Source organism: Phytobacter sp. MRY16-398 (assembly GCF_003925915.1).
Lineage (GTDB): Bacteria > Pseudomonadota > Gammaproteobacteria > Enterobacterales > Enterobacteriaceae > Phytobacter > Phytobacter diazotrophicus.
On the sequence record NZ_AP018756.1, the window covers coordinates 1271329 to 1296117 of the forward strand.

General features: G+C 51.3%; 20 protein-coding genes, 1 tRNA gene, 3 rRNA genes and 1 other annotated feature. Of the genes, 17 read left to right on the forward strand and 7 right to left on the reverse strand.

What is annotated here, in order from left to right; all coding sequences use genetic code 11:
* Positions 1-16: 16 nt before the first annotated feature.
* Complete coding sequence (nadK, locus tag MRY16398_RS06170; RefSeq protein ID WP_039077565.1) at positions 17-895, reverse strand: NAD(+) kinase; 879 nt, start codon at positions 893-895, stop codon at positions 17-19.
* A gap of 122 nt (positions 896-1017) precedes the next feature.
* Here nadK and grpE point away from each other — a divergent pair, with 122 nt between their 5' ends.
* Entirely contained in the window at positions 1018-1611 is a 594-nt protein-coding gene (gene grpE / locus MRY16398_RS06175; protein ID WP_039077564.1) for a nucleotide exchange factor GrpE, read from the forward strand.
* Positions 1612-1659: 48 nt separating this feature from the next.
* On the opposite strand, the gene MRY16398_RS06180 is transcribed toward grpE, so the two are convergent.
* Both MRY16398_RS06180 and MRY16398_RS06185 read right to left on the reverse strand, forming a co-directional pair.
* Positions 1660-2946: an HlyC/CorC family transporter gene (locus MRY16398_RS06180; RefSeq protein WP_039077563.1), complete on the reverse strand. Its 1287-nt coding sequence runs from the start codon at positions 2944-2946 to the stop codon at positions 1660-1662.
* 13 nt (positions 2947-2959) lie between these two features.
* Complete coding sequence (locus tag MRY16398_RS06185; protein WP_039077562.1) at positions 2960-3748, reverse strand: cytochrome C assembly family protein; 789 nt, start codon at positions 3746-3748, stop codon at positions 2960-2962.
* Between the two features lie 168 nt (positions 3749-3916).
* Between MRY16398_RS06185 and ffh the strand changes: the two genes are divergently transcribed.
* The 8 genes from ffh to MRY16398_RS06225 all read left to right on the forward strand — a co-directional run bounded on the left by ffh (position 3917) and on the right by MRY16398_RS06225 (position 11125).
* Entirely contained in the window at positions 3917-5278 is a 1362-nt protein-coding gene (ffh, locus tag MRY16398_RS06190) for a signal recognition particle protein (protein WP_039077561.1), read from the forward strand.
* Positions 5279-5533: 255 nt separating this feature from the next.
* Complete coding sequence (rpsP, locus tag MRY16398_RS06195) at positions 5534-5782, forward strand: 30S ribosomal protein S16 (RefSeq protein WP_039077560.1); 249 nt, start codon at positions 5534-5536, stop codon at positions 5780-5782.
* An 18-nt stretch (positions 5783-5800) separates the two neighbouring features.
* Entirely contained in the window at positions 5801-6349 is a 549-nt protein-coding gene (gene rimM / locus MRY16398_RS06200; protein ID WP_071194706.1) for a ribosome maturation factor RimM, read from the forward strand.
* 30 nt (positions 6350-6379) lie between these two features.
* On the forward strand, positions 6380-7117 hold the full coding sequence (trmD, locus tag MRY16398_RS06205) for a tRNA (guanosine(37)-N1)-methyltransferase TrmD (RefSeq protein WP_039077558.1): 738 nt from the start codon (positions 6380-6382) through the stop codon (positions 7115-7117).
* Positions 7118-7186: 69 nt separating this feature from the next.
* Positions 7187-7534: a 50S ribosomal protein L19 gene (rplS, locus tag MRY16398_RS06210; RefSeq protein ID WP_006178051.1), complete on the forward strand. Its 348-nt coding sequence runs from the start codon at positions 7187-7189 to the stop codon at positions 7532-7534.
* A gap of 449 nt (positions 7535-7983) precedes the next feature.
* Complete coding sequence (aroF, locus tag MRY16398_RS06215; protein WP_039077557.1) at positions 7984-9054, forward strand: 3-deoxy-7-phosphoheptulonate synthase AroF; 1071 nt, start codon at positions 7984-7986, stop codon at positions 9052-9054.
* Positions 9055-9063: 9 nt separating this feature from the next.
* Positions 9064-10185 (forward strand): bifunctional chorismate mutase/prephenate dehydrogenase, encoded by a 1122-nt coding sequence (gene tyrA, locus MRY16398_RS06220; RefSeq protein WP_039077556.1) that lies wholly within the window; start codon positions 9064-9066, stop codon positions 10183-10185.
* Positions 10186-10252: 67 nt separating this feature from the next.
* Entirely contained in the window at positions 10253-11125 is an 873-nt protein-coding gene (locus MRY16398_RS06225) for an SMP-30/gluconolactonase/LRE family protein (protein ID WP_125124002.1), read from the forward strand.
* On the opposite strand, the gene pheA is transcribed toward MRY16398_RS06225, so the two are convergent.
* The 4 genes from pheA to bamD all read right to left on the reverse strand — a co-directional run bounded on the left by pheA (position 11122) and on the right by bamD (position 13871).
* A complete protein-coding gene (gene pheA / locus MRY16398_RS06230) occupies positions 11122-12282 on the reverse strand; it encodes a bifunctional chorismate mutase/prephenate dehydratase (RefSeq protein WP_039077554.1) in 1161 nt (386 codons plus the stop codon). The two genes, MRY16398_RS06225 and pheA, sit on opposite strands and share 4 nt — an antisense overlap.
* Positions 12283-12304: 22 nt before the next feature.
* Positions 12305-12430 (reverse strand) — a sequence feature (Phe leader region).
* The gene (pheL, locus tag MRY16398_RS06235) at positions 12382-12429 is read right to left on the reverse strand and encodes a pheA operon leader peptide PheL (RefSeq protein ID WP_103245904.1); all 48 of its coding nucleotides are present in this window, start codon (positions 12427-12429) and stop codon (positions 12382-12384) included. (Overlaps the previous feature by 48 nt.)
* Positions 12431-12534: 104 nt before the next feature.
* Complete coding sequence (gene raiA / locus MRY16398_RS06240; protein WP_039077553.1) at positions 12535-12867, reverse strand: ribosome-associated translation inhibitor RaiA; 333 nt, start codon at positions 12865-12867, stop codon at positions 12535-12537.
* Between the two features lie 266 nt (positions 12868-13133).
* Positions 13134-13871, reverse strand: a complete 738-nt coding sequence (gene bamD / locus MRY16398_RS06245; RefSeq protein ID WP_039077552.1) for an outer membrane protein assembly factor BamD — start codon at positions 13869-13871, stop codon at positions 13134-13136.
* A gap of 130 nt (positions 13872-14001) precedes the next feature.
* Here bamD and rluD point away from each other — a divergent pair, with 130 nt between their 5' ends.
* The 8 genes from rluD (at position 14002) to MRY16398_RS06285 (ending at position 24718) form a co-directional block, all read left to right on the forward strand.
* The gene (gene rluD / locus MRY16398_RS06250) at positions 14002-14982 is read left to right on the forward strand and encodes a 23S rRNA pseudouridine(1911/1915/1917) synthase RluD (RefSeq protein ID WP_039077551.1); all 981 of its coding nucleotides are present in this window, start codon (positions 14002-14004) and stop codon (positions 14980-14982) included.
* Positions 14979-15710, forward strand: a complete 732-nt coding sequence (yfiH, locus tag MRY16398_RS06255; protein WP_039077550.1) for a purine nucleoside phosphorylase YfiH — start codon at positions 14979-14981, stop codon at positions 15708-15710. The genes rluD and yfiH overlap by 4 nt, the downstream gene beginning before the upstream one ends.
* Before the next feature lie 129 nt (positions 15711-15839).
* Positions 15840-18413, forward strand: a complete 2574-nt coding sequence (gene clpB, locus MRY16398_RS06260; protein ID WP_039077549.1) for an ATP-dependent chaperone ClpB — start codon at positions 15840-15842, stop codon at positions 18411-18413.
* Positions 18414-18870: 457 nt separating this feature from the next.
* Positions 18871-20410: ribosomal RNA gene (locus MRY16398_RS06265) — 16S ribosomal RNA — on the forward strand.
* An 85-nt stretch (positions 20411-20495) separates the two neighbouring features.
* Positions 20496-20571: transfer RNA gene (locus MRY16398_RS06270), tRNA-Glu, on the forward strand.
* Positions 20572-20758: 187 nt separating this feature from the next.
* A 23S ribosomal RNA gene (locus tag MRY16398_RS06275) occupies positions 20759-23660 on the forward strand.
* A 194-nt stretch (positions 23661-23854) separates the two neighbouring features.
* A 5S ribosomal RNA gene (gene rrf, locus MRY16398_RS06280) occupies positions 23855-23970 on the forward strand.
* Together the 16S, 23S and 5S rRNA genes with 1 tRNA gene alongside form the textbook arrangement of a ribosomal RNA operon.
* A 292-nt stretch (positions 23971-24262) precedes the next feature.
* Positions 24263-24718, forward strand: coding sequence for a DUF4385 domain-containing protein (locus MRY16398_RS06285; RefSeq protein ID WP_108700814.1), 456 nt, complete (start codon positions 24263-24265; stop codon positions 24716-24718).
* Positions 24719-24789 lie beyond the last annotated feature (71 nt).

The window sequence follows — 24789 nt, forward strand, 5'->3', positions numbered from 1 at the left end:
GCCCTGGGGCATGTTTTCAGAACAATTTTTTTGACCAGCCGAGTTTCGAGCTTAATGTATTGAAATAACTGTAGTCTTTAGGGTGTATCAGATTGAGATGGTAGTCGCAGCGTCGAATCAATACATCTTCGCCTTCCTGAATAGGCAGCGCGATTTGGCTGTCGCAACTTACTTCCAGATCGCTGCGACGGTGTGAGAAACGCAGGCGAATGGTGCTGCTGCTGTTAATGACCAGCGGGCGTGCTGAGAGCGTATGCGGAAACATGGGTACCAGCGTGATGGCATCCAGTGAAGGGGTCAGGATTGGGCCGCCCGCTGAAAGCGAGTAGGCCGTGGAACCTGTCGGCGTGGAGATGATCAGGCCGTCTGAACGTTGGGAGAAGGCAAATACCTCATCAATATAAACTTCGAACTCAATCATATGGGCAACTTTACCCGGATGGAGAACGACTTCATTGATGGCAGTGCTGATGCGCTTCTGGCAGTCCTGCTGGCAGACTTGTACTTCCAGCAAAAAACGCTTTTCCGCAATATAATAACCTTCCAGAACGTCAGCCAACTGCTGCTGTGCGTTGTCGGGGTCAAGGTCTGTCAGAAAGCCCAGATTGCCACGGTTGATGCCAATGACTTTAATATCGTAGCGCGCCAGCGTGCGTGCGGCGCCAAGCATATTACCGTCACCGCCGACGACAACCGCGAGATCCGCCTGCTGACCAATTTCGGCCAGCGTACCGGTACGCACGTTTTTAAGCTGTAACTCTTGTGCAATCTGCTGCTCGACAATGACGTCATACCCTTTTGTACACAGCCAGCGATAGAGCATTTCATGTGTGGTCAGCGCGGTGGGGTGACGTGGATGACCGACAATACCAATACACTTGAAATGATGAGCCATTTTCTGGTGGTCCTTGTGCCAAATGAATGATGACAATCTGTCGCGTTCCCTTGAAACCCGGAAACTGATCCCCATAATAAGCGAAGTTAGCGAGATGAATGCGAAAAAACGCGGAGAAATTCATGAGTAGTAAAGAACAGAAAACGCCTGACGGGCAAGCCCCGGAAGAAATTATCATGGATCAGCACGAAGATATTGAGGCGGTTGAACCAGACGCTTCTGCTGAGCAGGTGGATCCGCGCGATGAGAAGATTGCCAACCTCGAAGCGCAACTGATTGAAGCGCAGAACCGTGAGCGTGACGGTATTCTGCGTGTGAAAGCAGAAATGGAAAACCTGCGTCGTCGTACCGAGCTGGACGTTGAGAAGGCGCATAAATTTGCGCTGGAAAAATTTATCAACGAACTGCTGCCGGTAATTGATAGCTTGGATCGTGCACTGGAAGTTGCGGACAAGAACAATGCCGACATGTCCTCCATGGTCGAAGGTATTGAACTGACGCTGAAATCTATGCTGGATGTGGTGAAAAAATTCGGCGTGGAAGTCGTGGCCGATACCAACGTTCCGCTGGATCCGAATGTGCATCAGGCTATCGCGATGGTGGAGTCAGAAGAGGTGGCGCCGGGCAACGTGCTGGGCGTGATGCAAAAAGGCTTTACCCTCAATGGCCGTACGATTCGTGCCGCGATGGTGACGGTGGCAAAAGCGAAGGGTTAATTTTCCCCTCATGTTAACCCTCTCCTTACCGGGAGAGGGTTATAAGTATTATTCCGCCACGCTGTCGCGAAGGGATTTGACCGGAATAACCCGCACCTGCTTAATCATATTGTCCTGCACATCGAGAATATCGATATCATAGTGTTCAATGCGCACACGGGTGCCAGCGGCCGGGATCTCTTCCAGGGCTTCAAGTAACATTCCGTTAATTGTCCGGGCCTCTGCTTCCGGTAACTGCCAGTTAAATGCTTTATTCAACTCACGTACGTTGGCGCTGCCATCAATGATCACAGACCCGTCATTCTGCGGTGTTACTTCTTCGGCCAGTGATGGCGACATCGATGTCGTAAAGTCCCCAACAATCTCTTCAAGAATATCTTCAACCGTAATCAGCCCCTGAATATCGCCGTATTCGTCCACGACCAGGCCGACTTTCTTTTTATTGCGTTGGAATTTCACCAGTTGAATGCTGAGCGGCGTACCTTCCGGCACATAATAAATCTCATCAGCGGCGCGCAGCATGACCTCTTTAGTGAACTCTTTTTTCTCCGTCATCAGGCGGTAGGCTTCGCGAACGCGAAGCATGCTGATGGTATCGTCAAGCGAATCCCGATAGAGCACGATGCGACCATGCGGCGAATGGGTAAGCTGGCGCACGATCGACTTCCAGTCGTCGTTGATATCGATACCGACAATTTCGCTACGCGGCACCATGATGTCATTGACGCTTACTTTTTCCAGATCCAGTATCGACAACAGCATGTCCTGGTTGCGTCGGGAGATCTGGGAGCGGGATTCGTTCACGATGGTACGCAACTCCTCCTTACTGAGGGCCCCGCTGATAACGACATCAGCTTTGATTCCCACCATCCTCATCAGAATCCGCGTCACACCATTAAGCAGCCAGACCAACGGCATCATAATGATTTGCAGCGGTACTAACAGAACGCTACTGGGAAAAGCGACTTTTTCGGGATAAAGAGCGGCGATGGTTTTTGGCAGGACTTCGGCAAATACCAGCACGACAAAGGTCAGCACACCGGTTGCAATTGCCACGCCAGCGTTACCGTATAAACGCATACCAACAATAGTCCCCAGCGCAGAGGCGAGGATGTTGACGAGGTTATTGCCAATCAATACCAGGCTGATAAGTCGGTCAGGTTTACGCAGCAGTTTTTCGACGCGCTTAGCGCTTCGATGGCCCTGCTTTGCCAGATGACGCAGGCGATAACGGTTAACGGTCATCATACCGGTTTCAGAACCGGAGAAGTACGCCGAAATCACCACCATGATGATCAGGGTGACGATCAGCGTCGTGGTGGAAATGTGTTCCAGGGGGAACTCCTTATTAACTTAGGAAATGCTGCAGAACGCGGCTACCAAAATAGGCCAGCGTTAAAATGCCCGCGCCTGCGACGTTAAACCACACGACACGGCGCCCGCGCCATCCTTTATGGTAATGGCCCCACAGCAAGACGATATAGACGAACCAGGCGATGATCGACAGGACAGCTTTGTCGATATTCTCCATGCTGAACAGGTTCTTGAGGAAGAAGAGACCTGTACAGAGCGTTAAAGTCAGCAGAACCACGCCAATCTGCGTGATATGAAACATTTTGCGCTCAATACTCATTAACGGCGGCATTTCACTGCTGAATGCCAGTCGTTTATTCTTCAGTTGGTAGTCAATCCACGCCAGTTGCAGCGCATACATCGCCGCGATAATCAGCGTGGCATAGGAGAAGAGTGAAAGCCCAATATGAACCATCATACCAGGCGTGGTTTCGAGATGCGTGATGTACTCGTTCGGCACAAAAATAGCGAAGGCGAGGTTGATCAGCGCAAAGGTATAAACGATGGGCAACAGCAGCCAGCCACGATTTTTCGACGCCACAATGGTCATGACCGTACAGATCATCAAACTGACCAGCGAACCGACGTTTAATAAGCTTAGGTTTTGCCCACCATCGTCCGGGAAAATCCGCTCTTTAAGCGCGAAGCCGTGAAACATCAGCGCGACAACCGCTGATAAAATCGCCATGCGGCGCCAGCCGCTGTTTTTCTGCAGCAAACCGGGAACGATCAGTGCGAGGCTGATGGAATAAGCGGCAAGAGAAATTAAGGCGAACACGGGCATAGTGACGTCGACAGTTGACCTGAGAAGAAAGAGAAGCAGTATAACGTTACGTGACTCTGGCTCCAACCGTTGCATCACATACATCACGAATGTCTTCATGTTATACTGACGCAAATTTCTGTTATGCGTCGCCCTGGCGGCCCATCGTTTTACCTCAGGCGAGAGACAATGTTTGATAATTTAACCGATCGTTTGTCGCGCACCCTGCGCAATATCAGTGGTCGTGGACGCCTCACTGAAGACAACATTAAAGACACGCTACGCGAAGTGCGTATGGCGCTGCTGGAAGCGGACGTCGCCTTGCCGGTTGTGCGTGATTTCATCAACCGCGTAAAAGAAAAAGCGGTTGGTCATGAAGTGAATAAGAGCCTGACCCCGGGTCAGGAGTTCGTCAAAATCGTGCGCAACGAACTGGTTGCGGCGATGGGCGAAGAGAACCAGAGCCTTAACCTGGCCGCTCAGCCGCCAGCCGTTGTATTGATGGCGGGTTTGCAGGGGGCTGGTAAAACTACCAGCGTAGGTAAACTGGGTAAGTTCTTGCGTGAAAAACACAAGAAGAAGGTAATGGTAGTTTCCGCGGACGTTTATCGCCCGGCGGCGATCAAACAACTGGAAACCCTTGCGCAACAGGTGGAAGTCGACTTCTTCCCCTCTGATGTCGCGCAAAAGCCGGTGGATATCGTTAATGCGGCGCTGAAAGAAGCGAAGCTTAAGTTCTACGACGTGCTGCTGGTGGATACCGCCGGTCGTCTGCACGTTGACGAAGCGATGATGGATGAAATCAAACAGGTTCATGCCGCGATTAACCCGGTAGAAACCCTGTTTGTTGTTGATGCGATGACCGGTCAGGATGCGGCGAATACCGCGAAAGCGTTTAACGAAGCGCTACCGCTGACGGGTGTTGTATTGACCAAAGTGGACGGTGACGCCCGTGGCGGTGCGGCGCTCTCCATTCGCAATATCACTGGCAAACCGATTAAGTTCCTCGGTGTCGGCGAGAAGACCGAAGCACTGGAGCCGTTCCATCCGGACCGTATTGCTTCGCGTATCCTTGGCATGGGTGACGTCCTGTCGCTGATTGAAGATATCGAAAGCAAGGTCGACCGCGCTCAGGCTGAGAAACTGGCGTCCAAACTGAAAAAAGGTGACGGTTTCGATCTGACCGACTTCCTGGAACAGCTGCGTCAGATGAAAAACATGGGCGGTATGGCGAGCCTGATGGGCAAGTTGCCGGGCATGGGGCAGATTCCGGACAACGTGAAAGCGCAGATGGATGACAAAGTCCTGGTGCGTATGGAAGCGATCATCAACTCAATGACCTTTAAAGAGCGTGCGAATCCTGAAATCATCAAAGGCTCTCGTAAGCGCCGTATTGCTGCAGGCTGCGGGATGCAGGTGCAGGATGTTAACCGCCTTCTGAAACAGTTCGACGACATGCAGCGCATGATGAAGAAAATGAAGAAGGGCGGTATGGCGAAGATGATGAGAAGTATGAAGGGAATGATGCCTCCGGGGTTCCCTGGCCGCTAAGACTAAATCGGCCTGGCTTATTGGCCATTTTGGTGCCGGGGTGTGCTCGCCATCCTTACGTACTGCGTGTACGCTCCGGTGGCTGCGCGCACGCCGGCACCAAACTGACTGCAATGCCGACGGCCTTGATATCACAGTTTCTAAACTGTTGATTGCAATTTCCCCAGAAATCAGTAAAATTTTCGGGCTTTTAATATGACACCGGGCTCCGTTCCTCGATGGGGCCCGGTTGTTTTATTCACACAAGAGGATGTTATGGTAACTATTCGTTTAGCACGTCACGGCGCTAAAAAGCGTCCGTTCTACCAGGTTGTTGTCACCGACAGCCGTAATGCACGCAACGGTCGCTTCATTGAGCGCGTTGGCTTCTTCAACCCGATCGCGTCTGAGAAAGAAGAAGGCACCCGCCTGGATCTGGATCGTATCGCTCACTGGGTTGGCCAGGGCGCTACCGTTTCTGATCGCGTAGCTACGCTGATCAAAGAAGTAAACAAAGCAGCTTAATCTGTCACGGTGGTCATGATGAGCAAGCAACACGCCGCGCAGAGCCCTGTTAATCCTATCGTTCTGGGTAAACTGGGATCTTCCTACGGTATCCGTGGTTGGCTCAGAGTGTTTTCTTCCACCGAAGACGCCGAAAGCATTTTTGACTATCAGCCCTGGTTTATTGAACGGGCGGGTCAGTGGCAGAGCATTGAGCTGGAAAGCTGGCGCTACCACAATCAGGACATTGTCATCAAACTGAAAGGTGTTGATGACAGAGATGCCGCGAATCTGCTGACCAATTGCGAAATTGTCGTAGATTCATCGCAGTTGCCGGAACTGGAAGAGGGTGACTACTACTGGAAAGACCTGATGGGCTGCCAGGTAGTGACCACCGAAGGTTATAGCCTCGGTAAAGTCATCGATATGATGGAAACCGGGTCAAATGACGTTCTCGTCATCAAGGCAAACCTGAAAGATGCATTTGGTATCAAGGAGCGGTTGGTTCCGTTCCTCGATGGGCAGGTTATCAAGAAAGTCGATCTCACTACTCAAACCATTGAAGTAGATTGGGATCCTGGTTTTTAAACCTCCGGATATACGGTAAAAGACGGCGCTATGTGGATTGGCATAATTAGCCTGTTTCCTGAAATGTTCCGCGCGATTACCGACTACGGGGTAACTGGCCGGGCAGTTAAAAATGGCCTGCTGAGCATCCAGAGCTGGAGTCCACGTGACTTTGCTCATGACCGGCACCGTACCGTGGACGATCGTCCTTACGGCGGCGGACCGGGGATGCTAATGATGGTGCAACCTTTGCGGGATGCCATTCATGCAGCAAAAGATGCGGCCGGTGAAGGCGCAAAAGTGATTTATCTGTCACCTCAGGGGCGTAAGCTTGATCAAGCGGGCGTCAGCGAACTGGCAACGAATCAGAAACTGATTCTGGTGTGCGGGCGCTACGAAGGGATAGATGAGCGCGTAATCCAAACCGAGATTGACGAAGAATGGTCTATCGGCGATTACGTTCTCAGCGGTGGTGAGTTACCAGCCATGACGCTGATTGATTCTGTCTCCCGGTTTATTCCGGGTGTTCTGGGACATGAAGCTTCGGCAACGGAAGATTCCTTTGCTGATGGATTACTGGACTGCCCACACTATACTCGACCTGAGCTGTTAGAAGGGATGGAAGTACCGCCAGTGTTACTGTCGGGAAATCATGCCGAGATACGTCGCTGGCGTTTGAAACAGTCGCTGGGCCGCACCTGGCTTAGAAGACCTGAACTTCTGGAAAACCTGGCTCTGACTGAAGAGCAAGCAAGGTTGCTGGCGGAGTTCAAAAAAGAACACGCATAACAGCAACATAAACATGATGGGACAGCGTAAGCCCCCAATATCAGTTTACCCAGGATAAGAGATTAAATTATGAGCAACATTATTAAGCAAATTGAACAAGAACAGATGAAGCAGGACGTACCTTCCTTCCGTCCGGGTGATACCGTGGAAGTGAAAGTATGGGTTGTTGAAGGTTCCAAAAAACGTCTGCAGGCATTCGAGGGCGTGGTTATCGCTATTCGTAACCGCGGTCTGCACTCTGCATTCACTGTTCGTAAAATTTCCAACGGCGAAGGCGTTGAGCGTGTCTTCCAGACTCACTCTCCGGTAGTTGACAGCATTGCTGTTAAACGTCGTGGTGCTGTACGTAAAGCTAAACTGTACTACCTGCGTGAGCGCACTGGTAAGTCTGCTCGTATCAAAGAGCGTCTTAACTAAGATTCGCTTTCGCGACATCCTGTTAGAAAGGGCTGGCCTGTGGGCTGGCCCTTTTTTTATGGTTTAAAAAGGGACAATGGAATTGCATTTACCCGTATGACCCGGAGTGGTAATGCTTATTCAAAGCCCCAGCCCCAGCATCATGTTCTTGCTCCCCCAATTCAGATAATGGCTTCGTCGTCGAACACCTGTGTAACGTCCATACGATGAATGCTTATGGCTTGCCCTGCATGGTACTTTTGCGCAAGCCTTCATATGCGCACTTACAGACTCCTGGGAAATGGTATGTATTAAATTGTTTACATATTACTGCCGTGCGATGAGGATTAAAATTGGTGTGTAAAGATAAATGTACTAATTTTGGATTGAATTCTTTACTGATTGTGATATCGTGTCACCTCCTCACTGAGGAATAACTATCGCAAACGAGTCATACAGGATCACCAATCATGCAAAAAGACGCGCTGAATAACGTACACATTACCGACGAACAAGTTCTCATTACTCCGGATCAACTGAAAGCCGCTTTCCCGCTGAGTATTGCTCAGGAAGCGCAGATCGCGCAGTCCCGCCAGACGATTTCCAACATCATCGCCGGAGAAGATCCGCGTTTATTGGTCGTTTGCGGCCCCTGCTCAATTCATGATCCAGAAACCGCACTTGAATATGCTCGTCGATTTAAAGCACTTGCCGCAGAGGTCAGCGATAGCCTCTATCTGGTGATGCGCGTCTATTTTGAAAAACCCCGTACCACCGTCGGCTGGAAAGGGTTGATTAACGATCCCCATATGGATGGCTCGTTTGATGTTGAGGCCGGGCTGAAAATTGCTCGCCAGTTATTGGTGGAACTGGTCAACATGGGGCTGCCGCTGGCAACCGAAGCGCTCGACCCGAATAGCCCGCAGTACCTGGGCGACCTGTTTAGCTGGTCCGCCATTGGTGCACGCACCACGGAATCACAAACACACCGTGAAATGGCTTCCGGTTTATCAATGCCAGTGGGCTTCAAAAACGGTACCGACGGTAGCCTGGCAACAGCGATTAACGCGATGCGCGCTGCAGCAATGCCGCACCGTTTCGTCGGTATTAACCAGGCCGGCCAGGTCTGCCTGTTGCAAACGCAAGGCAACCCTGATGGTCATGTGATTCTGCGCGGTGGTAAAGCGCCAAACTACAGCCCTGCAGATGTTGCTCAGTGTGAAAAAGAGATGGAGCAGGCGGGACTCAAGCCAGCACTGATGGTAGATTGCAGCCATGGCAATTCGAATAAAGATTACCGCCGCCAGCCAGCAGTGGCTGAATCGGTTGTTGCGCAGATCAAAGACGGAAACCGTTCAATTATTGGCTTGATGATTGAAAGTAATATCCACGAAGGCAATCAATCATCCGAGCAGCCGCGTAGTGAAATGAAATACGGTGTATCCGTCACCGATGCTTGCATTAGCTGGGAAACCACTGAGGTGTTGCTGCGTGAAATCGGCAATGACTTGCGCAGTAGCCTTGCGGCACGTCTGGCTTAAGAGGGTGTTATGGTTGCAGAGCTGACCGCGTTACGCGATCAAATAGATGAAGTCGATAAAGCGTTGCTGGAACTACTGGCTCGCCGTATGTCGCTGGTTGCCGAAGTCGGTGAAGTAAAAAGCCAGTACGGCTTGCCGATCTATGTTCCGGAACGCGAGGCCTCGATGCTGGCGTCCCGTCGTCAGGAAGCAGAAGCCCTGGGGGTGTCACCGGATTTGATTGAGGATGTTCTGCGTCGCGTTATGCGTGAATCCTATTCCAGTGAAAACGACAAGGGGTTCAAAACCCTCTGTCCTTCGCTACGACCGGTCGTACTTGTCGGCGGCAACGGGCAAATGGGGCAGTTGTTTGCCAAAATGCTGACGCTTTCTGGCTACCAGGTGCGTATTCTGGAAAAAGATGATTGGGCACAGGCGCAGGCAATTGTCGCTGATGCGGGCATGGTCATTGTGAGTGTTCCTATTCATATCACTGAAAAGGTGATCGCACAGTTACCGCCGTTACCGGACGACTGTATCCTTGTCGACCTGGCGTCAGTAAAAAGCGGGCCATTGCAGGCGATGCTGGAAGCACATAAAGGACCTGTTGTCGGTCTGCATCCGATGTTTGGCCCTGACAGCGGTAGCCTGGCGAAACAGGTTGTCGTGTGGTGCGATGGTCGAAACCCGGATGCTTACCAGTGGTTCCTGGAGCAAATTCAGGTATGGGGTGCGCGCTTACATCGAATCAGCGCCGTAGAACATGACCAGAATATGGCGTTTATCCAGGCGTTACGCCACTTTGCCACTTTTGCATACGGGCTGCATCTGGCCGAAGAAAATGTACAGCTTGAGCAGTTACTGGCACTCTCGTCGCCTATTTATCGCCTTGAACTGGCGATGGTTGGCCGCTTGTTCGCGCAGGATCCACAACTCTATGCCGACATTATTATGTCGTCGGAAAATAACCTGGCACTTATAAAGCGCTACTACCAGCGTTTCGGCGAGGCGATTAGCCTGCTGGAGCACGGTGACAAGCAGGCGTTTATTAACAGCTTCCGTAAGGTAGAACACTGGTTTGGCGATTATGCTAAACGTTTCCAGAATGAAAGCCGCGTCTTGCTGCGTCAGGCGAATGACAGCCGCCAATAAATAAAAAGCCGTTTATACTGAAAAGCCAGTGGTATACCGCTGGCTTTTTTCTTTTTAAGGGACAGATATGGCTGAACCGCAACTGCTGTTTAATTACACCGGGCACCTCCCGGAATGCCCGACATGGAGTGAAGAGGAGCAGGCGCTCTGGTGGGCCGATATTCTTGAAGGCGAACTCCATCGTTATCATCCTGCTACCGGTGAGCACTCGGTGCTTTGTTTTCCCGAGGAGGTTGGCTGCTTCGCATTGAGAGAGAAGGGCGGTTTTATTGTCGCGATGCGCAACGCTATCTGGCTCGCCGATAAGCGAGGGTTGCTGGTACAAAAAGTGTGTGATAACCCGTCAAACCCGCAACTGGCGCGTTTTAACGACGGTGGCACCGATCACCTTGGCCGTTTCTATGCAGGGACATTCTGGGGGCCGGGCGATTACAACGGTGCGCTTCTGATGCGTATTGATAATGACCTTAAACCCAGGGTGATCCAATGCGATATTCAAGGCCATAACGGTCTGGCGTTCAGCCACGACAAGCAGTGGATGTTTACGTCTGATACACCAAACGGGGTTATCTATCGAACGCCGCTGGATGAGCAGGGGGAGCCTGGTGTGCGCGAAGTCTTCCGGCGATTTCAAGTCGGTGAAGGTATCCCGGACGGTGCGGCAATGGATGTTGAAGGCTGCTACTGGAGCGCAATGTTCGATGGCTGGCGTATTGCACGGTTTTCACCGCAGGGAGAGCAACTGGCAGAGTATCGCCTGCCGGTACGTTGCCCGACAATGGTCTGCTTTGGCGGAACCGATATGAAAACGCTGTTTATTACGACCACGCGGGAGAATATGGATGAGCAGGAGATAGCGGATTATCCTCTTTCGGGGGCGATCTTCACCCTGCCGGTTGAGGTGGCAGGAATGAAGAAGTCACCGTTTATAGAATGTTAAGCCGGATCGACAGGTACGACGTTTTCACTGGGATAACAGCCGAGCACCTTAAGCGAGCGGGTAATGGATGTCAGCTCACGCAGGGCTTTTTGCACATCCAACGCGTGTAAGTTCGCCTGAATATCCAGGTAGAACATCTCTTCCCACGGGTTGCCGTGGATCGGGCGCGATTCCAGTTTGGTCATGATCAGGTTGTGATTACGCAGCACCAGTAATGCTTCAACCAGCGCACCGGCCTGTTGACCGGTTGCAATCAGCAGTGTGGTTTTGGCCGGGACCTGATCGGAGACATCAATCGCTTTGCGGGCAAGTACCACAAAGCGAGTGATATTCTGCGTTTGGTTTGCCAGATTGCGTTCCAGTACTTGTAATCCATACAACGCCCCGCCGGCTTCATTACCCAGTGCGGCCACATGCGGAGAGTTTTCCTGTGCCACACGTTCCATGGCGGAGGAGGTACTTTCGCAATATTCAATTTTCCAGTGCGGGTAGCGATTCAAAAACTGGCTACATTGTTGGAAAGGCTGCGGATGGCTGTAAACGGTCTGGATTTTATCCAGGTCGGTGGAACCGGATACCAGGACGCAGTGGTCAATTGGCACGGTCAGCTCACCCACAATCGACAGGCTGGTGTGTTGTAGCAAATCGTAAACGTCATTGATGGCCCCGGAACTGGTGTTTTCCAGTGGCACGACCGCATAATCAGCCTGACCTGTTTCAACCTGATTAAAAATATCGTGAAATTTCAGACAGCCACTCTCAATAAATTGCTCGAAATGACGGGCGGCATACTGCCGCGCAGCCAGATGAGAGTACGAACCTTTCGGGCCGAGGAAAGCGATACGGGCAGAGTGTGGGTTAATTTTGTTGAGATGCTGCTGGAGCAGCGCCTGCTGGGTAAGAACGGAATCTTCGATAATAAGCTGGAACAGGCGAGTGATGTAATGGGCGTCGAGGTGATGCGTTTTACCTAATTGAATTAGACGTTCCAGCAGGTCACGTTCACGATCAATATCCCGAACAGGGCGGTGAGAAGCCAGTTTTGCTTTACCCACCTCAACCGCCAGTTGACGCCGCTCGGCCAACAGGGAAAGTAACTGCTCATCCAGGGCGCTTATTTTTACACGTAAATCCAGTAAAGGGTTATCCGCTGTCATGTTGTTGCCTTAATTGTTATCAATAAAAAAGGCCTCCCGGAGTGGGAGGCCTTGTTGTTCGTCTTCGCATTCTTTATCACAAAACGAATCGCCTCCCGGTCATGGGAAGGTAAAAAAGAATGCGAAGAAGAACGGAACATGTTTCATGAAAATTTCCTTTTGAGTGTCAGACTAAAGTACCTGTACTGTTTTCTCTCTGTCAATAAAAAACGCGCCCGAAGGCGCGTTGCTGATTAACTCAATGCTGTGAGGTTATTCTTCTTCAACGAAGTCCGCGTCTTTCACCGAGGTAGTGGCGCGACGCGCTTCACCCTTGTGCTGCACTTTATTGAGCTGCCGTTCCAGCTTGTTGATCAAATCGTTAATAGCGGTATACATATCTTCGTGTTTTGCGCTGGCGACCAGATGTCCGTTTGGCGTATTAATAGTGGCATCTGCAATGAAGCCCTGCGGTTCTTTCGACAGGATGATATGTGGATTAATAAGATGTGTTTGCCATTTTTCCAGTTTGGCGAGACGGTCTGCGACATGTTGGCGAATTGCTGGGGTGATTTCCATTTGTTTGCTGGTAATGTTCACTGTCATAAATTTTACCTCTTGTCTTTCCGTCTTGGTGATTCCAGCATACCTCGACCAATGTCAAAATGTGTGATTTAAATCACATTATTTTGTCACTTTTTGTCAAGGGAGACGTTTTGTGAGGCAGGACAGGAAGAGGGCAAATATTACTTGTCGAAGGCCGGAATACCCGTCATAGTTGATAGGATGACTTGAAGCTAAACCGCTTCAGCTCTGCCTTGCGGGCATAAAAAACGGCAGCTCGTGGCTGCCGTTTTGCGTTTTGGAATGACTCAACTACTGGAACCATTGCTGGCAATAATTTTTGCCACTTTATCGGCCTGAGCGGTCATCTGCATTTCACGGTAGGCATTTTCCATCAACGGCAGCGCATCGCGCGTTGCTTTGGTATCCGGGAAGTCACGCATCATACCTTCAACACGATTCACCACTGCGACCCATGCGCCGCGTTTGGTGTAGTACTCCGCCACAGAGTACTCATACTTCGCGAGGCGGTCTTTCAGGAAAACCAGACGTTTGGTTGCATCGGTAACGTATTGACTACGCGGGTAGCCACGAACCAATTTAGAGAAATCTTTAAATGCTTCACGCGCATGTTGCGGATCGCGATCGCTGCGATCAACGCCAAAGAAACCCTGCAGAGCGCTGTCATCTAACGCCATATTAGTCAGACCACGCATATACATGACATAATCAATGTTAGGATGGGTTGGGTTCAGACGTATGAAACGGTCGATTGCGGCCTGAGCCAGCGGAAGATCGGCATTTTTGTAATAAGCGTAGATCAGATCCAGCTGCACCTGCTGCGAGTAAGGTCCAAACGGATAACGGTTATCCAACGCTTCCAGTTGCGTTATGGCTGCCTTCCAGTTACCGTCTTGCAGTTTTTGCTGGGCAGTCGCGTAGATTTCATTTGGCGGATTATCAGGCACCACTTCCTTTGAACCGGAGCAACCCGCCAAAGCCAGGCTCAACGTGGCGGCTGCCACCAGATATTTCATGCGCGTCATGACGATTAGACTTTCCTCAGAATGTGTATGCGGGAGATTGTCTTTCCTGCTCCCGACTAAGACCAGCTACAATAGCACACTATATTAAACGGCAAAGCCGTAAAACCCAACGTTAACGAAGAAGCTGTATATGGCACAACGAGTACAACTCACCGCAACGGTTACCGAAAATCAACTCGGTCAACGCTTAGATCAGGCTTTGGCCGAATTGTTCCCGGATTATTCGCGTTCGCGTATAAAAGAATGGATTCTCGACCAGAAAGTACTGGTCAACGGTAAAATGTGTGACAAACCCAAAGAAAAAGTGTTGGGTGGAGAAAGCGTTGCTATCAACGCTGAGATAGAAGAAGAGGCGCGTTTCGAACCGCAGGATATCCCGCTTAATATTGTCTATGAAGATGACGACATTATTGTTATTAACAAACCGCGTGATTTAGTGGTTCACCCGGGCGCTGGCAACCCCGACGGGACAGTGCTCAATGCGTTATTGCATTATTATCCCCCTATCGCGGATGTTCCGCGCGCCGGGATTGTTCACCGTCTGGACAAAGACACGACCGGTCTGATGGTGGTGGCAAAAACAGTCCCGGCACAGACGCGCCTGGTGGAATCTTTGCAACTGCGTGAGATAACTCGTGAATATGAAGCAGTGGCGATTGGTCATATGACATCAGGCGGTACGGTTGAAGAGCCTATTAGTCGCCACCCGACCAAACGTACGCATATGTCTGTACACCCGATGGGTAAACCTGCGGTGACGCACTATCGCATCATGGAACATTTCCGTATTCACACGCGCCTGCGTTTGCGTCTGGAAACGGGGCGTACCCACCAGATCCGCGTTCATATGGCGCACATCACGCATCCGTTGGTCGGTGACCAGCTCTACGGTGGTCGCCCGCGTCCGCCAAAAGGTGCGTCGGATGAATTTATTGCCGCGCTGCGTAAGTTCGATAGACAAGCGCTGCATGCAACGATGCTGCGCCTGTACCATCCAATCACTGGCATTGAGATGGAATGGCATGCGCCAATCCCGCAGGACATGATTGACCTGATTGACGCCATGCGTGCCGACTTCGAAACCCATAAGGATGATGTGGCCTGGTTATGACCAAACTGATTGTCCCTGAATGGCCGCTTCCCTCAGGCGTAGCGGCATGTAGCTCTACACGTATCGGCGGCGTGAGCCTGCCACCTTACGATTCGCTCAACCTGGGGGCGCACTGCGGTGATGACCTGACACATGTTGAAGAGAACCGTAAGCGAGCGTTTATGGCGGGAAATCTTCCGTCAAAACCGGTGTGGCTTGAACAGGTGCACGGTAAGGATGTCCTTAAACTTACCGGTGAACCATATGCCAGCAAGCGTGCCGATGCCTCGTACAGCAATTCGCCTGGGACAGTTTGTGCCGTAATGACCGCGGACTGTCTGCCCGTACTTTTTTGCAATCGCGCGGGTACAGAAGTGGCAGCGGCTCACGCGGGATGGCGTGGGCTTTGTGCGGGTGTACTGGAAGAGACCGTGAACTGCTTCGCTGATAAACCCGAAAATATTCTTGCCTGGCTGGGACCGGCTATTGGGCCCGATGCTTTCGAAGTCGGCCCGGAAGTGCGCGATGCTTTTATGGCAGTACAGTCTATTGCAGACAGTGCGTTTCGCCCGGCAGGGGAAAAATATTACGCGGATATCTACACCCTTGCGCGTCAGCGCCTGGCAAGCGTCGGCGTGACGCAAGTCTTCGGCGGCGATCGTTGCACTTTCAGCCAAAAGGATGATTTTTTCTCATATCGTCGGGACAAAAACACAGGCCGTATGGCAAGTTTCATTTGGCTGATATAACCTATCGAATCAAGACGATCCGGCACGTGTAACTTTCTTTTCGCATAATTCAGGTCATTCACCTTGAATAATTGAGGGATGACCTCATTTAATCTCCAGTAGCAATTTTGACCTGTTATGGGGGGAGTTATGCGTCTGGATCGTCTTACCAATAAATTCCAGCTTGCTCTTGCCGATGCCCAGTCGCTTGCACTGGGGCACGACAACCAATTCATCGAACCTCTTCATTTAATGAGCGCCTTGCTGAATCAGGAAGGGGGATCGGTACGTCCTTTATTAACCTCTGCTGGCGTGAACGCCGGGCAATTGCGTACGGCTATTGAGCAGGCGTTAAGCCGTTTGCCGCAGGTGGAGGGCACCGGCGGCGATGTGCAGCCTTCGCAAGACCTCATGCGAGTACTGAATCTCTGCGACAAGCTGGCGCAGAAAAGAGGGGACAACTTTATTTCGTCAGAGCTTTTTATTCTGGCGGCGCTTGAATCACGCGGCTCGCTTGCCGACCTGCTGAAATCAGCCGGTGCGACGACGGCAAATGTGACTCAGGCAATTGATCAAATGCGTGGAGGTGACAACGTGAATGATCAAGGGGCCGAAGACCAACGTCAGGCCTTGAAAAAATACACGGTCGATCTGACTGAGCGGGCTGAACAAGGCAAGCTCGATCCGGTTATCGGGCGTGATGAAGAAATTCGCCGTACCATCCAGGTACTGCAGCGTCGTACCAAAAACAACCCTGTTCTTATTGGTGAACCTGGCGTCGGTAAAACCGCCATTGTTGAAGGACTGGCACAGCGTATTGTTAACGGTGAAGTCCCGGAAGGTTTAAAAGGCCGTCGGGTACTGGCACTGGACATGGGGTCGCTGGTGGCCGGGGCGAAATACCGTGGTGAATTTGAAGAGCGCTTAAAAGGTGTGCTTAACGACCTCTCCAAACAGGAAGGTAACGTTATTCTCTTTATCGACGAGTTGCACACTATGGTGGGAGCGGGGAAAGCAGACGGTGCCATGGACGCCGGGAACATGCTGAAACCGGCGCTGGCACGTGGTGAGCTTCACTGCGTGGGGGCCACGACGCTTGATGAGTATCGCCAGTACATCGAAAAAGACGCGGCACTGGAACGTCGTTTCCAGAAAGTGTTTGTTGCTGAGCCGTCTGTTGAAGACACGATCGCGATTCTGCGTGGCCTGAAAGAACGCTACGAGCTGCATCATCACGTGCAGATCACTGACCCGGCTATCGTAGCGGCTGCAACTTTGTCGCACCGCTATATTGCTGATCGCCAGTTGCCGGATAAAGCGATTGACCTGATCGACGAAGCAGCGTCCAGCATTCGTATGCAGATCGACTCTAAGCCTGAAGAACTGGACAGACTCGATCGCCGTATTATCCAGCTCAAACTTGAACAGCAGGCGTTGCTGAAAGAATCGGATGATGCCAGTAAAAAACGTCTGGAGATGCTCAACGACGAGCTTTCAGATAAAGAACGGCAGTATTCCACATTAGAAGAAGAGTGGAAGGCTGAGAAAGCCTCGCTTTCCGGTACTCAGTCGATAAAGGCCGAACTTGAGCAGGCAAAAATTGCTATTGAGCAAGCGCGTCGTGTTGGTGACCTGGCGCGGATGTCTGAGCTGCAATACGGCAAGATCCCGGAACTGGAAAAACAACTGGAAGCGGCCACTCAGTCTGAAGGTAAAACGATGCGTCTGTTACGTAATAAAGTGACGGATGCAGAAATTGCCGAAGTGTTGGCGCGCTGGACCGGTATTCCGGTTTCCAGAATGATGGAAGGCGAACGCGACAAACTGCTGCGTATGGAGCAAGAGCTGCATCAGCGTGTGATTGGCCAGGATGAAGCTGTTGAAGCTGTATCGAATGCCATCCGCCGTAGCCGCGCCGGGCTGTCCGATCCGAATCGGCCGATTGGTTCCTTCTTATTCCTTGGGCCGACCGGGGTAGGGAAAACCGAACTGTGCAAATCGCTGGCTAACTTTATGTTTGATAGTGATGACGCCATGGTGCGTATCGATATGTCTGAGTTTATGGAGAAACACTCGGTATCGCGTCTCGTCGGTGCTCCTCCGGGATATGTCGGGTATGAAGAGGGGGGATATCTGACCGAGGCGGTCCGCCGCCGTCCTTATTCCGTCATCTTGCTTGATGAGATCGAGAAAGCGCATCCGGATGTATTTAACATCCTATTGCAGGTATTGGATGATGGCCGCCTGACCGATGGGCAGGGGAGAACGGTAGACTTCCGTAACACGGTGGTCATCATGACCTCTAACCTTGGGTCGGATTTAATTCAGGAGCGGTTTGGCGAACTGGATTACGGCCATATGAAAGAGCTGGTGTTAGGTGTGGTCAGCCATAGCTTCCGTCCGGAATTCATCAACCGTATAGATGAAGTGGTTGTATTTCATCCGCTTGGTGAAAAACACATTGCTTCTATTGCTCAAATCCAGTTGCAGCGTTTGTACAAACGCCTGGAAGAGCGTGGGTATGAAGTCAACCTTTCCGATGAAGCGTTGAAACTGCTGAGCGAGAATGGTTTTGATCCGGTGTATGGTGCACGGCCTTTGAAACGTGCAATTCAGCAGCAGATTGAAAACCCGCTGGCGCAGCAAATTTTGTCTGGCGAACTTTTACCGGGCAAAACAATTCAATTAGTTGTGAAAGATGATCGGATTGTGGCAGTGCAGTAAGTCACAAAACAGCAAAAACGAGCCTCCAGGGGCTCGTTTTTGTTTAAAAACCAGGCAAGAATTGCCTCTCAATATCTGTTTTGCCTGGAAAGTGAGCAAACGATATTTTTTTTGAATTTTATACTTGTCACTTCCTAAGAACTCCCTATAATGCGCCTCCACTGACACGGAACAACGGCAAACAAGCCGCCGGGTCAGCGGGGTTCTCCTGAGAGTCCCGACAGAGAAAAGCGAAAATAAACGCTTGACTCTGAAAGAGGAAAGCGTAATATACGCCACCTCGCAACGGTGAGCGAAAGCCGCGTTGCACTGCTCTTTAACAATTTATCAGACAATCTGTGTGGGCACTCAAAGTGACATGGATTCTTAATGTCTTCGGACACTAAATGAATACCAAGTCTCATAGAGTGAACACGTAATTCATTACGAAGTTTAATTCTACGAGCATCAAACTTTTAAATTGAAGAGTTTGATCATGGCTCAGATTGAACGCTGGCGGCAGGCCTAACACATGCAAGTCGAACGGTAGCACAGAGAGCTTGCTCTCGGGTGACGAGTGGCGGACGGGTGAGTAATGTCTGGGAAACTGCCCGATGGAGGGGGATAACTACTGGAAACGGTAGCTAATACCGCATAATGTCGCAAGACCAAAGAGGGGGACCTTCGGGCCTCTTGCCATCGGATGTGCCCAGATGGGATTAGCTTGTTGGTGAGGTAATGGCTCACCAAGGCGACGATCCCTAGCTGGTCTGAGAGGATGACCAGCCACACTGGAACTGAGACACGGTCCAGACTCCTACGGGAGGCAGCAGTGGGGAATATTGCACAATGGGCGCAAGCCTGATGCAGCCATGCCGCGTGTATGAAGAAGGCCTTCGGGTTGTAAAGTACTTTCAGCGGGGAGGAAGGCAATGCGGTTAATAACCGTGTTGATTGACGTTACCCGCAGAAGAAGCACCGGCTAACTCCGTGCCAGCAGCCGCGGTAATACGGAGGGTGCAAGCGTTAATCGGAATTACTGGGCGTAAAGCGCACGCAGGCGGTCTGTCAAGTCGGATGTGAAATCCCCGGGCTCAACCTGGGAACTGCATTCGAAACTGGCAGGCTTGAGTCTTGTAGAGGGGGGTAGAATTCCAGGTGTAGCGGTGAAATGCGTAGAGATCTGGAGGAATACCGGTGGCGAAGGCGGCCCCCTGGACAAAGACTGACGCTCAGGTGCGAAAGCGTGGGGAGCAAACAGGATTAGATACCCTGGTAGTCCACGCCGTAAACGATGTCGACTTGGAGGTTGTGCCCTTGAGGCGTGGCTTCCGGAGCTAACGCGTTAAGTCGACCGCCTGGGGAGTACGGCCGCAAGGTTAAAACTCAAATGAATTGACGGGGGCCCGCACAAGCGGTGGAGCATGTGGTTTAATTCGATGCAACGCGAAGAACCTTACCTGGTCTTGACATCCACGGAATTTGGCAGAGATGCCTTAGTGCCTTCGGGAACCGTGAGACAGGTGCTGCATGGCTGTCGTCAGCTCGTGTTGTGAAATGTTGGGTTAAGTCCCGCAACGAGCGCAACCCTTATCCTTTGTTGCCAGCGGTCCGGCCGGGAACTCAAAGGAGACTGCCAGTGATAAACTGGAGGAAGGTGGGGATGACGTCAAGTCATCATGGCCCTTACGACCAGGGCTACACACGTGCTACAATGGCATATACAAAGAGAAGCGACCTCGCGAGAGCAAGCGGACCTCATAAAGTATGTCGTAGTCCGGATTGGAGTCTGCAACTCGACTCCATGAAGTCGGAATCGCTAGTAATCGTGGATCAGAATGCCACGGTGAATACGTTCCCGGGCCTTGTACACACCGCCCGTCACACCATGGGAGTGGGTTGCAAAAGAAGTAGGTAGCTTAACCTTCGGGAGGGCGCTTACCACTTTGTGATTCATGACTGGGGTGAAGTCGTAACAAGGTAACCGTAGGGGAACCTGCGGTTGGATCACCTCCTTACCTTAAAGAACCTGCCTTTGTAGTGCTCACACAGATTGTCTGATGAAAAGTAAAAAGCAAGGCGTCTTGCGAGCGAGACTTAAGTGTCCCCTTCGTCTAGAGGCCCAGGACACCGCCCTTTCACGGCGGTAACAGGGGTTCGAATCCCCTAGGGGACGCCACTTGCGCGGTAATGTGTGAAAGGCGTTGCCACCGATATCTCAAAACTGACTTTCGAGTCATGTTTGAGATATTTGCTCTTTAAAAATCTGGATCAAGCTGAAAATTGAAACGACACACGAAAGTGTGTTCGAGTCTCTCAAATTTTCGCGACACGATGATGTTTTACGAAACATCTTCGGGTTGTGAGGTTAAGCGACTAAGCGTACACGGTGGATGCCCTGGCAGTCAGAGGCGATGAAGGACGTGCTAATCTGCGAAAAGCGCCGGCGAGGTGATATGAACCTTTGACCCGGCGATGTCCGAATGGGGAAACCCAGTGCAATTCGTTGCACTATCGTTTGATGAATACATAGTCAAACGAGGCGAACCGGGGGAACTGAAACATCTAAGTACCCCGAGGAAAAGAAATCAACCGAGATTCCCCCAGTAGCGGCGAGCGAACGGGGAGCAGCCCAGAGCCTGAATCAGCTTGTGTGTTAGTGGAACGGTCTGGAAAGTCCGGCGATACAGGGTGACAGCCCCGTACACGAAAGCACACAGGCTGTGAGCTCGATGAGTAGGGCGGGACACGTGGTATCCTGTCTGAATATGGGGGGACCATCCTCCAAGGCTAAATACTCCTGACTGACCGATAGTGAACCAGTACCGTGAGGGAAAGGCGAAAAGAACCCCGGCGAGGGGAGTGAAAAAGAACCTGAAACCGTGTACGTACAAGCAGTGGGAGCCTCTTAATGGGGTGACTGCGTACCTTTTGTATAATGGGTCAGCGACTTATATTCTGTAGCAAGGTTAACCGAATAGGGGAGCCGAAGGGAAACCGAGTCTTAACTGGGCGTTAAGTTGCAGGGTATAGACCCGAAACCCGGTGATCTAGCCATGGGCAGGTTGAAGGTTGGGTAACACTAACTGGAGGACCGAACCGACTAATGTTGAAAAATTAGCGGATGACTTGTGGCTGGGGGTGAAAGGCCAATCAAACCGGGAGATAGCTGGTTCTCCCCGAAAGCTATTTAGGTAGCGCCTCGTGAATTCATCTCCGGGGGTAGAGCACTGTTTCGGCTAGGGGGCCATCCCGGCTTACCAACCCGATGCAAACTACGAATACCGGAGAATGTTATCACGGGAGACACACGGCGGGTGCTAACGTCCGTCGTGAAGAGGGAAACAACCCAGACCGCCAGCTAAGGTCCCAAAGTCATGGTTAAGTGGGAAACGATGTGGGAAGGCACAGACAGCCAGGATGTTGGCTTAGAAGCAGCCATCATTTAAAGAAAGCGTAATAGCTCACTGGTCGAGTCGGCCTGCGCGGAAGATGTAACGGGGCTAAACCATGCACCGAAGCTGCGGCAGCGACACTAAGTGTTGTTGGGTAGGGGAGCGTTCTGTAAGCCTGCGAAGGTGTGCTGTGAGGCATGCTGGAGGTATCAGAAGTGCGAATGCTGACATAAGTAACGATAAAGCGGGTGAAAAGCCCGCTCGCCGGAAGACCAAGGGTTCCTGTCCAACGTTAATCGGGGCAGGGTGAGTCGACCCCTAAGGCGAGGCCGAAAGGCGTAGTCGATGGGAAACAGGTTAATATTCCTGTACTTGGTGTTACTGCGAAGGGGGGACGGAGAAGGCTATGTTAGCCGGGCGACGGTTGTCCCGGTTTAAGCATGTAGGCTGGTTATCCAGGCAAATCCGGATAATCAAGGCTGAGGTGTGATGACGAGTCACTACGGTGATGAAGTAACAAATGCCCTGCTTCCAGGAAAAGCCTCTAAGCATCAGGTAACACGAAATCGTACCCCAAACCGACACAGGTGGTCAGGTAGAGAATACCAAGGCGCTTGAGAGAACTCGGGTGAAGGAACTAGGCAAAATGGTGCCGTAACTTCGGGAGAAGGCACGCTGATATGTAGGTGAAGCCCCTGCGGGTGGAGCTGAAATCAGTCGAAGATACCAGCTGGCTGCAACTGTTTATTAAAAACACAGCACTGTGCAAACACGAAAGTGGACGTATACGGTGTGACGCCTGCCCGGTGCCGGAAGGTTAATTGATGGGGTTATCCGTAAGGAGAAGCTCTTGATCGAAGCCCCGGTAAACGGCGGCCGTAACTATAACGGTCCTAAGGTAGCGAAATTCCTTGTCGGGTAAGTTCCGACCTGCACGAATGGCGTAATGATGGCCAGGCTGTCTCCACCCGAGACTCAGTGAAATTGAACTCGCTGTGAAGATGCAGTGTACCCGCGGCAAGACGGAAAGACCCCGTGAACCTTTACTATAGCTTGACACTGAACATTGAGCCTTGATGTGTAGGATAGGTGGGAGGCTTTGAAGTGTGGACGCCAGTCTGCATGGAGCCAACCTTGAAATACCACCCTTTAATGTTTGATGTTCTAACGTGGACCCGTAATCCGGGTTGCGGACAGTGTCTGGTGGGTAGTTTGACTGGGGCGGTCTCCTCCCAAAGAGTAACGGAGGAGCACGAAGGTTGGCTAATCCTGGTCGGACATCAGGAGGTTAGTGCAATGGCATAAGCCAGCTTGACTGCGAGCGTGACGGCGCGAGCAGGTGCGAAAGCAGGTCATAGTGATCCGGTGGTTCTGAATGGAAGGGCCATCGCTCAACGGATAAAAGGTACTCCGGGGATAACAGGCTGATACCGCCCAAGAGTTCATATCGACGGCGGTGTTTGGCACCTCGATGTCGGCTCATCACATCCTGGGGCTGAAGTAGGTCCCAAGGGTATGGCTGTTCGCCATTTAAAGTGGTACGCGAGCTGGGTTTAGAACGTCGTGAGACAGTTCGGTCCCTATCTGCCGTGGGCGCTGGAGAATTGAGGGGGGCTGCTCCTAGTACGAGAGGACCGGAGTGGACGCATCACTGGTGTTCGGGTTGTCATGCCAATGGCACTGCCCGGTAGCTACATGCGGAAGAGATAAGTGCTGAAAGCATCTAAGCACGAAACTTGCCCCGAGATGAGTTCTCCCTTGTCCTTTAAGGACACTAAAGGAACGTTGAAGACGACGACGTTGATAGGCCGGGTGTGTAAGCGCAGCGATGCGTTGAGCTAACCGGTACTAATGAACCGTGAGGCTTAACCTTACAACGCCGAAGATGTTTTGGCGGATTGAGAGAATTTTCAGCTTAGATACAGATTTTCGGGAACGAAAGATTTTACGCTGAGGCAAGGCGGCAAATGAAGGAAAGGAAGGAGCATACATGAGTATGTGACTGACTTTGCGAATGCAGCCAACGCAGCCACAGTGAAAAAGATTCGTTTCCGGCAACAGAATTTGCCTGGCGGCTTTAGCGCGGTGGTCCCACCTGACCCCATGCCGAACTCAGAAGTGAAACGCCGTAGCGCCGATGGTAGTGTGGGGTCTCCCCATGTGAGAGTAGGGAACTGCCAGGCATCAAATTAAAAGACCTGCACCCGTCTTCGGGGCAGTTCGCTACTCGACAGAGAGTAGGACAAAAGCGAGCGCTTTTGAACGTTGCGCAGCAACGGCCCGAAGGGTGAATCACAACGTGATTCATAAACTGCCAGGCATCAGACAAGTAAGAAGCCCATCCTCACGGATGGGCTTTTTGCGTTTTTATCTCCTGAAAACGATTTTCGACAACTTTCCGTCTCTCCAGCCTGCATAGCATTGCCTTTTAAATAGCCTATCCTTATCCATTCGAGATGTTTAAGGAGACGATAGTTGACCAGCCATTCCTTCAATTACCAGCAAGATTTCGCCAGCATTAATTTTCGTGATCATCCTGAGCGCTATCAGGTGGGACGTGGTGAACAAGGCGTTTTGCTGGTTGAGCCCTATAAGAGTGAAATCCTTCCCTGGTGGCGTTACAAAGATGCTGAGTCCGCTACAACATCAGCTGAAAAAATTTACCAATTATTCGAAACCTATCGACAACAAAATGACTTTGTTGGCATGGATATGGCCCGCAAATTTATACAAATGGGATATACCCGCGCCCGGCGTTACGCCAACTATAAAGGGGGTAAAAAGTATGCTGAGGACGGTAGCATTCAGCAAAGAGGAAATGACCCGGTAAAAGCAGCCGCAGCGGCGATCTTTAAAAAATGGTGGGATAAGATCCGCCAGGATAAAGATTATCTCCGACGCAAGCGCGAACATATCACACGCTGGGGATAAGCGCATTCTTAGGCTAACATTCTGAAATGATAGCAGGCAAATCATTAACACTGTATTAACTTTTTACCCCG